The following is a 12,248-nucleotide window of genomic DNA, read 5'->3' as shown; positions in this document are numbered from 1 at the left end:
CGTATCTAGGTTTCAAAGCCAAGAGTGTTGCCGTGAACGGACGCCAACAGGTGGACGTGGACTTTGAAGACGATGCCACCGCACTGAACGAAGTTGTGGTGACGGCTCTGGGTATCAAGCGCCAAACCAAAGCCCTGGGATACGCCGTAACCGAACTGAAAAGCGACGAACTGGAACGCGCCAACACCGTTTCGCCTGTAACAGCACTTCAAGGAAAGGTGGCTGGTGTGGAGATTAGCCAGTCGGATGGTGGTATGTTCGGCTCTACCAAGATACAGATAAGAGGTGCATCCACGCTGAACGCCAACAACCAACCCATCTTCGTGGTAGACGGCGTGATATTAGACAACGCCACAAGCGACTCGGGCGATGCTGATTGGAACACCAATACAAACGACTATGGTAACCAACTGAAGAACCTCAACCCCGACGACTTCGAGAGCGTGAGCATACTAAAAGGTGCTGCTGCAACGGCCTTGTATGGTTCGCGCGGCTTGAATGGAGCCGTGGTTATCACCACCAAGAGTGGTAAGGCAGGCAAAGGAGTAAGCGTACGTTTCTCGCAAACCGTGGGTTTGGAAACGGTTTATCGCTCGCCCGACTTGCAGAACAAATACCTTTCAGGCTCGTTCCCTGGTGGAGTAGACTACGACGAATACTATACGAAGACAGGTAACACATGGGGAGACAACATGTCGTCGTTTGCTAGAAACTCAAAAGGCGACTATTCGTTTATCGAACAACATGATAATGGTCTTGCTTGGGGGCCTGAAATATCGTGGGCCGAAGGCAAGCCGTTTGAGCAATACGACGGCACCATGGGATCAGCCCGCATCTTTAAGAACAACTATAAGGATGCCTACGACACAGGCATTAACACCAACACCAACGTATCGCTGCAAGGTGGAAACGACAGAACGCAATTCTACGCCTCGGCTTCTTACAAATACAATAAGGGCACAACGCCACGTAACACCTTCAATCGTTTCTCTTTCCTAGGTAAAGCCTCGCAGAAGGTGGGCGACATCATGACCGTAGATTTCAGCATGAACTTCACCCAGTCGCAGCCACGAAACGCACCTCTGAACATCGGCGAGTACTTTGCAAATGGCACTTTCCCTAGAGAATACGACGTTAACCGCTATCGCCACCTGTACAAAGGCGAACATGGCGGACTGGCAGACGGGAAATATGGCGACCAATATCGCGCTGTACCTGGTAGGCGCCTATGGTGGAACATCTACGAAAACGACTATCGACAGACCGAAACGGTGTTCCGTCCTGTGCTCAACCTCAACGTTCAAGCCTTGCCTTGGCTGCAACTGTCGGCTGGCGGCTCGCTCAACTACTATGCCGTTAGTGGCGAATATAAAGAATCTGGCAGTGGTTATGCCAACGAAGGAGGAAGCTACGCACTATCGAACATTCAAACCACGCAAGAAAACTTCTATATTGGAGCCAACGTTAACTATCAAATCAACGACGATTGGGAGGTGCATGGATTCTTGCGCGAAGAGTATTTCAACCAATACGCACAAAAACATTCGGAAAAAACTAACGGTGGATTGATTGTACCTAACCAGTATTTCATCAAGAACTCTAAGCTCCAGCCCGACATTGATACCTATAAGTTCAACACCAAGCGCATCGTTTCTACCATCTTTATGGTGGGCACAAGCTGGAAGAACCAACTGTTCCTCGACGTAACAGGACGTAACGACTGGTCGTCGTCGCTTGTATATAGCTATGGCCGAGGTAACTTCTCGTACTTCTACCCGTCTGTGTCAGGTTCGTGGATTATCACCGAGAGCTTTAAAGACACCCTACCCAAATGGGTTAGCTTTGCCAAGGTGCGCGGTTCGTGGGCACAAGTGGGCAACGACACGTCGCCCTATTACATCAACTCGGGCTACGAAATTGCCACCTATCAACGTGGCGACAAGAAGGTGTATGGCATGAAAATACCCGATAACATGAAGAGCACCAACTTGAAACCCGAACGTAAGAACGCGTGGGAAGTGGGTCTCGACTGGCGTTTCCTTGACAGCAGAATTGGCTTAGACCTCACTTATTATAAGGAAAACACGCGCAACCAAATTATGACTATTGACGTGCCGGAGGCTTCGGGCGTAAAGCAAAAGCTCATCAATGCGGGTAACATACAAAACTCGGGTATAGAAATAGCCCTTAACACCACGCCATATAAACGCGGCGATTGGCAATGGGACCTTAACCTAACCTACACCCGCAACCGTAATAAGATTGTGGAGCTAAGTCCCGATGTTGCCTCGTACATCAATTTGGATGGCTTGGCAAACTACGGCAACTACCGCATAGCATCCGTTGCCAAAGTAGGATCAGACTATGGTATGCTTATGTCGGACTCGTGGATAAAGACCGACGAGAAAACAGGCAAGCCCATCATCGGTTACAGCAATAACTATCGTACGGTTTATTACAAGCGCGGCGGAACGGTTAAAGAGGTTGGCTCGATGTTGCCCGACTTCCTTGGCACGGTCAACACCACCCTACGCTGGAAAGACCTCAGCCTGTATGTGCTCTTCGATGCGCGCTTTGGCGGTTACGTGGCGTCGTACAACTCGCGCTACGCCACGGCATACGGATTCTCAGGCGAGTCTGAGAAATACCGTAAGGGCATGACTTGGACCAGCAGATACGACAACGCTAAGGACAAGGTGTTCACCGATGGATTTATTCCCGATGCCATCTTCGACCAAGGTACAGTTGTAACAGCACCCGATGGCACGCAGCATGACGTTAGTGGCAAGACTTACCAAGAGGCCTACGAAAAAGGACTCGTGGAACCTGCACACATGCAAGGGCACGGTTACTTTAAGAACAGCTGGGGCCAGGGCGTTATCAACGACGACTGGTTTAAGAAACTAAACTACATTGCCTTGCGCGAAGTAACCTTATCTTATAACGTTCCGCGCAGACTATACAGCTATATCGGAGCCAAGAGCTTGGCGTTAAGCCTAACGGGGCGCAACATAGCCTACTTGCTTAACACCGCACCCAACCACGAGAACCCCGAATCGGTTCGTGGAACGGGAGCAGCACAGTTCCGTATGCGTTCGTTCATGCCCTACACGGCTAGTTATCTCTTCACACTAAACGCCACATTCTAAACGCATTCTCATCATGAAACAGAATATTTTCAACTTCAAATCCCTAGCAATGGGGCTCTGCACGGCTTGCTTAGCCCTAACAATGGGATGCAGCGAAAGCGATTATGCCGACATCAATACCGACCCTTCGAAGGTAACAAAGGGCGATCCCATCTTCCTCTTCACGCAAGCACAGGTGGAGTACCAGCCTTTCGACTACCTGTTATGGTACTACGATGGAGCCTACACCTCAAAGTTTGTGCAGGCATATACGCCCGCGGCTAGCTTCAACGACCTCTTTAACAATATGGCCGAATTAGGCGGCGTGGGTTCGCAGAGCATCAAGGTTAAGCTTTACGAAAACGAAATAAATAGTGTTCTCGCAAATATGCCCGCCGATAAGGCCGCGCAATACACGCACCTTTCGGCTATGGCCAACGCCCTCTCGGTATATATGGCACTCTTCGATACCGACCTCTTTGGCTCTATGCCCTACTCTGAGGCCGCAAGAGCAAGGCTTGATGGTACGCTTACCCCAAAATACGACAGTCAACCGCAGCTTTTCGACCAATGGCTAAAAGAATTGGATGCCGACTTAGAGAAACTTAAAGCCACATCCCCCCAAATAAGCATTGGCAATAACGACCTTGCTTACAACGGCAATGCAGAGAAGTGGGTGAAGTTCATCAACGGAATAAAACTGAAAATCGCCGTGCGCTTGTTACATCAAGACAAGGCGCGAGCCATAAAAATTGCCGAAGAGGTGGGTGCTGCCGATGCCAATGTGATGCAAAGTATCACCGACGACTATGTGTATAACAAGGGTACAGGTGGCGATGGAGGCAACAACACCTATGGAACGGACAATAGTGTGAACTTAGGTGTAGGCAGTAAAAACGTTATCGACTTTATGCGCCGCAACAAAGACCCGCGTATGCTCGTGATGTTTACCAAGAACGACTTCAACTCGGAGGTGATTCAGGCCTTCTTTGATGCGCAAGCTAGGGGCGACAAAGACTGTGCCATCCCTAAGTACATCCTCGACCAAGTGAACTATACCACTGATGCGAAGGGGCACAAACATTTTGTTAGCTGGAAAGGCGACGGCGAACCGTGGGTACGCTATCATGGCCTGCCCATCGGCATTAAACTTTCTGACAACGCGGACTATACGGGCGAGAACAACTACTTTGTGGCTACACGATGGAAAGTAACCGATGGTGATAAGTCGAAGACTTATTCGCCACTGTCGTACTTCAACGAGGAGCTTGTGCGCGGACGAGTAGATTATACATTCCCCACGGCTCCCAAAGGTAAGGTGGTACAAGATGTAGAAGACAATCCGCTATACGAAATGACACTCTCTGCCGCAGAAATGAACCTCTACTTGGCTGAGTTTAAACTGCTGGGAGCTAACTTGCCACGCACAGCAGCCGATTATTTCAAGACAGGTGTTGAAACTTCGGCACAGGCTTACAGCCGCATGGCCACGCTCAACAAAATCCCTTATTACGATAAGGCGCATTGCAACGACCCGCTAGACAAGCCCGTTACCTACGAAGCCGATGCCATCAAGACCATGATGGTCAATGCCGACTATCAGCTTACGGGCAATCGCGATGCCGACTTGGAGAAGGTGTACGTCCAGCTCTACCTCCATTTCTACTATCAGCCACTCGAACAGTTTGTTACCGCCCGCCGTTCGGGTGTGCCAAAGGTGGGTAGTACGCTCATTCCATGGGTGGCCTTGAAGCCCAGCAAAGACATTCCGCGCCGTTTCTATATCACTCAGCCCGAGCTTTCCGACAAGATGAGGGCTATCATCGAGGCTGCCATGCGCGAACAAGGTTTCAGCTTTACCGACGGACAAAAGCCCGATGTGCTTAACACCGAAAGAGTGTGGTATGATAAGGGCGCACCTAACTTTGGCGAAGGACCGAATTATTAATGATGAGCGTGTGAGTTTATAAGTTGATGAGTTGACGGGTTGGCAAGTTGATAAACTCACAAGTAAACGCGCGATAGCATTATTTAAAGGAGAGCCACTGCTGTTAGTGGTTCTCCTTTATATATATGGTGGAATGACAAAACAGATCGTCCTTATTGCCCGTTCCACACCACTGCCTACACCTCACACGCTCGCCTTTAAATCGTAGTTTAACACGAAACACCAACAAAACACATGTTTTGCAACACGCTTTGCACCACGAACATTGCTTGTTATGCTCTAAATCCGTAACTTTGCCGCATGAGTACAAACCCGAATAACACATACGAAGAATGGCTCACGGCCATAGCCGGCACCCGACTGCTGTTTAATACGATGGCGGAATTGGAAAACTGGCTTGACAATCATTCGCTACACAACAACGGCGTGAAACGGAGTTTCAAGTCGGTTCAACGTATGCGCGCAGCTTTTAGAGACCTTAAAGAGCAAGTGCGACTTGATACCGACGAGGCTGAAGACCTGGAATTGCTGCTCGGCGAATACCAAACGGCATGGCGTTTCTACGAGGAACATTTATCGCGACGCGCCAATCCCGAAGAGCTAGCCTTCCAACTGCTCCAATTCTGCTATGCTCCTGCACCACCAACAAACCTAAACCCACGCATCTCACAAACGTTTTTGCAAGTGCAAACAGAACGCATCAGCACCCCTTTCCTCATCGCTTTCTTACTAAAAGCCATCCCAGGATATGGTTCGCGCGATGGCGATGCAACAGACATGCCCCAAAAATACGAGGCCGTGATGCAACTATTAGAGCGCGTTACGAGCAACACACCCACCTTCACCTTACTTCCTGCACTGGCTAAGGCCAAACAAGAACAGAACAAAACAAGGTTGATGCTGATTTACCACACCCGCGAAGTGTTGGAAATTTATAATGGCCTAACCCACCCACAAGGGATATACGATACGGTAGACTACGTGAAACAACAGACGATGGCGTTAGATTTGGATGGCTTTTGGAACGAATGCGAGGGGCGCAACGAGCATACACACTTCTGGCAGTTTGTTGAGGCCGACAATAACACAGGACATTTCATGTTCCACTGGGAGAAATTAGCCGATGGAACAATGCGCCACACGCGTTTCCTCGTCAGGTTCCTTTGTGGAGAACAGGGCAAACCTGTTGCCAACATCATGCACCCCTTAGCGTTTTGGCAACACATACAGGGCCATCCCTATTCTGATGCAGTTAACACCTACTACCTCGTAGAGAAGTCTAAAGGCAAACGACCGCTTAAATTAAACCTGCTTCGCGAGTTTCCTTGTAAAGAATGGCCTGCAAAAATAAACCTCACGCGCGTAACAGACGAAGCCTTGAACGAGCAATACGCCAATTGGATAGCGCACAACAAGGGAGTTACCGCCCAATATCCCTCGGCCGAATACGCGTTTTACCACAGTCTTTTCGCCGTCTCTATAAACTACATCTACATCTTATCGGTAATCGACGACTTTCTCTATCGCATCCCACGTGACGCACACGATGGCTTTGAGAGAATCAAAATGGGCGACAACGTGGGTGTACTTCTTATGGACAACAAAGCATATCTTGCCTTCGACGAGCTAGACGTCTACCTGCCCATCGAGCCCGAAACGTTAGAGAAGTATGGCATAACCCAGGTGGCGAATTGGGAAGAAACCCCAATATAGTTATTCCCCTCCACCCTCTTAATTGGCTGCAAACTCGCAATGTAGGCCGAGAGGGTGGAGGGGAGGGTGAGTGGAAGAGGACACTTTATACTTGTAGCACGCACCAACAAGCACATGTAAAGATCCTTTTATAGGAGCAAATCCTTTACAAAGAAACTATGTGCTAGTTGGAGAATGGTCTGTGAGATTTCTGCTTACTATGAAGTTCTAATTCAACGAACAATTGAACACTCTAATTTTGGGAGTGTTTTAGGACCTGTCTAAAGCCAATCCCAAAGCTAGAGTATTACATATTTGAACCTGCCAGGGAATGGTTCATTGAAGTTTTATTGTTGACATCTTTTTCCCATATTCATTTTCTGCAGTACATCCATTGTCTTTTACAAGATAGGCCTCAAGCACTTTGATTGTTTTACCTTTGAACATTGCACCATAACAATTCAATACATAGTGCAACGATTGCTCGTTAATATCATAATAAAATATCAGTGTACCCCAGTAGATAGCACCCACTCCTGCGCTAAAACAATTGTCGGGAGCAATAATCCAAATCTTTCCATTATGAAGTTTTGCCGCCGTAACACTTGATATATTGTGAGACTGTTCCTCCCATTCTAAGTCTGTTAGTGAAATTGTACGACCGCCCCCTTCTAGGTAAACTTCATTTTTTGAATAATCTTCTTTATTATTTTTCTCAACCAACATCCAGTCGTTACCTTCATAATATCCCAGCTTCGTTGTTTTTACAGAAGCGTCTTTCGTTCCTTCAGAAGCATAAGCAGCCATATCTTCTTCTAGAAGACTGTCATTGCTAGATAGACTGTCATGAGATGAAACGTAGGGGTAGTCTTCCTTGCTCTTGTTGTCGTTTGAAGCATGACACATCGCATATACTACCAGAATAAAGAAAAATACAATAAAACCTATTATACCACGAATAGCATACCGTAGGATTCTCTTTCTGAGGGAAGGCTTAGAATCATCACCATTATCTATAGGTTGTTTAAAGTTTTGTCGTTCCTCTTCATTCTGCTGTTGGTCTACTGCACCCAAGATCTCTGCTTTTACAGCCTCCATCTCAGTTTCAGTTAACAATCCTGCATCATAAAGCTGTTTTAATTCACTCAGTCTTTCAACAGTGGATTTATTTTTGTCTGTCATAGTCATTTCTTTTAATTCAGCATTCTCTTTTATAACATTAGAGCTCATTTAACTTATAATGTTTCATGTTGATGTTTCATTAAGCCGATAAGCATTTTGCTTTTCACATAAAAGTCAAGACGACTTCAATAAACACAGATCAACATTTATCATAAAGTTAATCTAGAAAATCTTTACGTCTACCTAAAGTACGTCATCATAAATTGCTTTAAGTCCATTTCTTGTATGGTTTCATACTCAACACGTGCACTCTTCCAAACGTTATATTCGACAAATGTAATGAATACGCTCACAACAAAGACCAGTGCAGAAAGCCACCATGACCAGTTCGTTTCTATCCTTTCAAACGAACCGAAGAAATAACTATCCGTAATGCCAGTATGGATTGTACTGTCCTCAATGCAGCAATACAAGAAAGTGTAAATTGTTATCAAACCTGAAAACAAAGCTATGGCACCATTAATGCGTACAGCTAATTTACGACTACTCTCTTTTCGTTTTTTTTCTACCTTCAATATAGCATCAGGTATCTCACTTAAAGCTGTTTTCAGAACATTTGTCCAAGTACTACCACATATAGGACATGCAAATTGATAAGTAGTAAACTCAAACAGCGATTTGTCTATTTCATTTGAAATCTTTTCAGAATACTTCGAAGCCTTCATAACAAGAAAGAGACTTATAATAAAGCCAAAAAAAGTACCAACAACAGGTACGATTGATGTTAGTATCGGAGTAACAATCGCCCAACCGAACAATTTCTTAACACCTGCAGACGTGCCACGACTAATTAATTTCCTTGATAGTTCCCTCTGTGCTTCACCATTAACATACGCTTTGCACTTTGAACACTGTTCTATATGTTTAATCATAATATATTTCTTGTCTATTATAATATTTCATTACGACCTATTGCCTCAAAGTATAGAGCCAATAGAGTCTATTTCTATGCGTTTTAAAACTCAGAAAGCTTAACCCAAATCAACCATTAGAGCCTGTACAGATTTTGTTTAAATGTTGAGCGCTTTGTCCGTCTAATTCTTGAAGGCATAGCGAACTATATCAAGAGAATTAATCAAACAAGATGCCGATAAGCAAACTACAGATGGACAGGAAACCATAAAAAGCTTATAACATTTGATAAGCAGTCTAATGGCAAAATTGGGTTAAAGTATCACTAGTTCTGCATGTGGAAAGCATCCTAGTTAACTAACAATATTCTTGTTTGAGAATAAGATTTAGACAAACAGCATAAGATGTTCCACTAGGTAGAAGTAAATAAACAAACTAACTCATGTTATACTACCATTGCTCATCTAGGTGTTTCTTCAGCTTTTTAGCCATTGGCTTAAATGTGAAGTATGTTGTCGCAGCAGAGATCGGAGCACCTATGAGTGGAATGGCCTTACCCATAGTTTTACCAACTCCATCCTTCGTAAGCTTTAGTCCGATCCACTTGCCAACTTGTTTTGCGATATTGTACATTGCATACTGAGTCAATGCCATTCTTGGTATTCGTTTACTGGTTTCTTTTGCAAGTCTCACAGCCAAGGTCTTCGCAAATTCGGAAGCTTGTAAAGAGCCAAACGCCACACCGATATATACAGTTAGGATATGCTTAGTTCCATCGTCAATTCCTTTATCTCCATTCCGTAGGTCTGGCCAGCCATAGAGATACAGAAGCTTTTGAACTAAGGCTAGTACGTTTCCATAGAATTGCGCCATGTCTGCTGGAACAGTTGCTAGCATAGCAAAACCACCAGGTATACCTGCAGCAGCAGAAATAGCACATGCACTGGTTAAGTGAAATTTGATGCACCCGTCTGCCAACTGCTGTATTCTTTGTTTTGTCAGAACATCCTTGGTTTTAAGTCTTCCTTCTAAAATGTCGTTAATGTGTTGCTCATCGCAGTATTGCGCTAATTGGTTTCTTAAAAAATCATTACGATCAACTTTAACAACAGGCAGATTTATTGCTGCTGAAAGTACTTTATCCCATACTTGTATTGTTTCCATTTCTTTTATTATTTTAGTTTAACATAAAATTAGTGTTCTTCTTTACAAGGATTACTTCCTATATTCTTTTTTAGCTTGGGATATCATGTCCTTGATGAGTCCCTTTTGTTTCAACACTTCCTTAACTGCCCCACTTAAATTTTCCATCTTTAAGTTTGAACCATCTTTTTCAGCAAGTGTGCAAAGTGCTTTAAGGTAGATCCAACCTGAAACTAGTGTAACTGCATACAAAGAAGCACTCATCACAATTGCTCCACCTATTGTTCCTATGCCAGGTAAGAACTTCATTGCACTTGCAACGCCCGACATGGCAATGTAACTAGCCAGGTTTGTTGCCACTCCAGAACCTATAGACTTGATAACATTATCAGAGAATGATAATCCTATTTTGTTGTTAATCCTTATATACATGCCCCATACTGTCGCTGCACCTGCTGCGACATCTGCTCCTGGTACAGGTATTAAGGCAGAACCAACGGCTAGCTTACTATGCAGTTTAACTATACCCACAATCTCTTGGGGTAGATTCTTGTCTGCAACTTTGTCGAGACGCTTTGCTAGTTCGAATGCTAATTCTAATAATTTTCTGTCGTCCATGATGTGTGGTTTTGTTTTGTTATTTTTTAATTGTGAATACTAAGTTTCATTTAAATTTGTTCTACACTCAACTCCCCCATGTTCAAGCAGCCTGCCTTTTTGATGTCAACGCCATAGATGCGGAGGAAAGCTTGTTGAACTGATGTGCCGCCATTGTTGACAACGGGGTTGCCGATGGTGGGGGTTATCACTTCCACGGACATGCCGGGCTCGATGCGAACGCCGTTTGTGGTTCGCAAGTGCTTGGTGGTTATGCGGTATTTTGCCATGTTTGGTTGATTTTGTATTGTTTATGCTTTTCTTATGAAGAAACGTTGCACGACACATATATAATAAGGAGTGGGCCTATGTCTATGTGTTGTCGTGGCGATTTCTTTATGTACTCAGTTTTTAATGTTGTTGGGTGCGGTTGGGCGACTGCGGCTTATAGCCGTGGCGCGCTGCCGTGGCACATCGCTGCTGGTTACGCATGCAAAGTTACGCAGAACCCATGTCGGCGCATTGACTGTGAGGGGCGAATGTGAGAGCGAACTGTACGAAATGCGAACATAATGTATCGACATACGTAACGACGGCAGATGCGGAAGGATGAAATGTGTCTTACACCTGTGCCGACAAGCCGTTCAAGGGTGGGCCACGCAGACTTGCAGCGCGAGAAAGCGGTGCTTATGGCCCTACAACGAGCGCGTAACCATGCCAAAGCAGAACAAGGGGAGTGCGTTGCGGCGTGTGCAGACTGCCGTTTGCAGGCATAGGCTGTGCATGTTGGCCTTTGAGTGTGGTCAACGGCCCAAACAGCAGTGTAGATGAGCGGTTTCATAGTTATTAAATGTGTGTGCCCTTGTGTCTCCATGATGAGGGCGAGTTTTCAGTGTTTGTTGGGTGCGGTAGATACATACGATAACAAAAAGCGCGGAGACTACCGTCACCCGTCCCGCGCATATAGGCTCTCGCATTGCCCTTACAGTAGAACGAGCAACTGCAGAGCCCCACGCCGATGCGCTATATATGGCCGCTCCACACAACAAAGGCCATGCGCGTGGCAACAGGCCGACGGCATTCTTTGGTGTAGAGGGCATGATAATCACATCATTGAGGACATCTACTTGTTGCCTCGTCTCTGACTGCAAGTTCGAATTTGCGAGATTCATATACGCCAAAGACAAGACGTGGGTAAACGTCTTTCCATTATGTATGTGCCGTCTTGACGGTCGTAATCCGCAAGCGGATGGGCGATGTCGCAAAGGACGGCATTGCAAAAATACTAAAAAAGTTTTAAACAATTGGTGGGTAGGATGGAAATTTTATTGAAACCGTCTTGGATTTTAATATTTCATTGAGAGGAGCTGGTTGTCTTTGTGATGCCAGCACAAAATAAACACTCCTCTTCATACGCGAAGTGCAGGACGGCAAATCCACTGGCTTATAAACCCACGAGAGCCCAACAGATCCTGAAAAAATCGATTCACCATCTCATCAACTCACCAACTTGCAAACTTATCAACTCATCACCTCACCACCTTTCCAACTTACAAACTCATTAACTCAAAAACTTTCCAACTTATCAACTTATCAACCTGTCGACTCGAAAAATCATCACCTCGCCAACTCAAAAAAACACTAACTCGCCACCTCAACAACTTAAAAACTCATCACCTCAACACCTTTCCAACTTATCAACTTAC

8 protein-coding genes are annotated in these 12,248 nt (G+C 45.5%); 3 read left to right on the top strand and 5 right to left on the bottom strand.

The features are described 5' to 3' along the window. The 3 genes from BN93_RS05700 to BN93_RS05690 all read left to right on the top strand — a co-directional run. On the top strand, nt 1–3,149 hold a 3,149-nt coding region (locus BN93_RS05700), incomplete at its 5' end, for a SusC/RagA family TonB-linked outer membrane protein (RefSeq protein ID WP_019187384.1). Between the two features lie 13 nt (nt 3,150–3,162). Continuing rightward, the gene (locus tag BN93_RS05695) at nt 3,163–5,076 is read left to right on the top strand and encodes a SusD/RagB family nutrient-binding outer membrane lipoprotein (RefSeq protein WP_157462689.1); all 1,914 of its coding nucleotides are present in this window, start codon (nt 3,163–3,165) and stop codon (nt 5,074–5,076) included. A gap of 300 nt (nt 5,077–5,376) precedes the next feature. Next, complete coding sequence (locus BN93_RS05690) at nt 5,377–6,789, top strand: hypothetical protein (RefSeq protein WP_019187382.1); 1,413 nt, start codon at nt 5,377–5,379, stop codon at nt 6,787–6,789. A gap of 315 nt (nt 6,790–7,104) precedes the next feature. Here the strand turns inward: BN93_RS05690 and BN93_RS05685 are convergent, their stop codons facing one another. From BN93_RS05685 to BN93_RS05665, 5 genes are all read right to left on the bottom strand, one after another. Beyond that, the gene (locus tag BN93_RS05685; RefSeq protein WP_019187381.1) at nt 7,105–7,998 is read right to left on the bottom strand and encodes an SHOCT domain-containing protein; all 894 of its coding nucleotides are present in this window, start codon (nt 7,996–7,998) and stop codon (nt 7,105–7,107) included. Nucleotides 7,999–8,129: 131 nt separating this feature from the next. Continuing rightward, entirely contained in the window at nt 8,130–8,822 is a 693-nt protein-coding gene (locus tag BN93_RS05680) for a hypothetical protein (protein WP_019187380.1), read from the bottom strand. A 430-nt stretch (nt 8,823–9,252) separates the two neighbouring features. Continuing rightward, on the bottom strand, nt 9,253–9,966 hold the full coding sequence (locus BN93_RS05675) for a hypothetical protein (protein WP_019187379.1): 714 nt from the start codon (nt 9,964–9,966) through the stop codon (nt 9,253–9,255). Nucleotides 9,967–10,017: 51 nt separating this feature from the next. Beyond that, nucleotides 10,018–10,563: a hypothetical protein gene (locus tag BN93_RS05670; protein WP_019187378.1), complete on the bottom strand. Its 546-nt coding sequence runs from the start codon at nt 10,561–10,563 to the stop codon at nt 10,018–10,020. 50 nt (nt 10,564–10,613) lie between these two features. Beyond that, the gene (locus BN93_RS05665; RefSeq protein ID WP_019187377.1) at nt 10,614–10,832 is read right to left on the bottom strand and encodes a DUF6140 family protein; all 219 of its coding nucleotides are present in this window, start codon (nt 10,830–10,832) and stop codon (nt 10,614–10,616) included. Nucleotides 10,833–12,248: the final 1,416 nt, after the last annotated feature.

Origin of the sequence: Prevotella conceptionensis 9403948 (genome assembly GCF_000312305.1) — a bacterium.
In the GTDB taxonomy this organism is placed as follows: domain Bacteria; phylum Bacteroidota; class Bacteroidia; order Bacteroidales; family Bacteroidaceae; genus Prevotella; species Prevotella conceptionensis.
The sequence above is the reverse complement of the archived record's forward strand: the minus strand, read 5'-3'. Positions and strand labels throughout refer to the sequence as shown.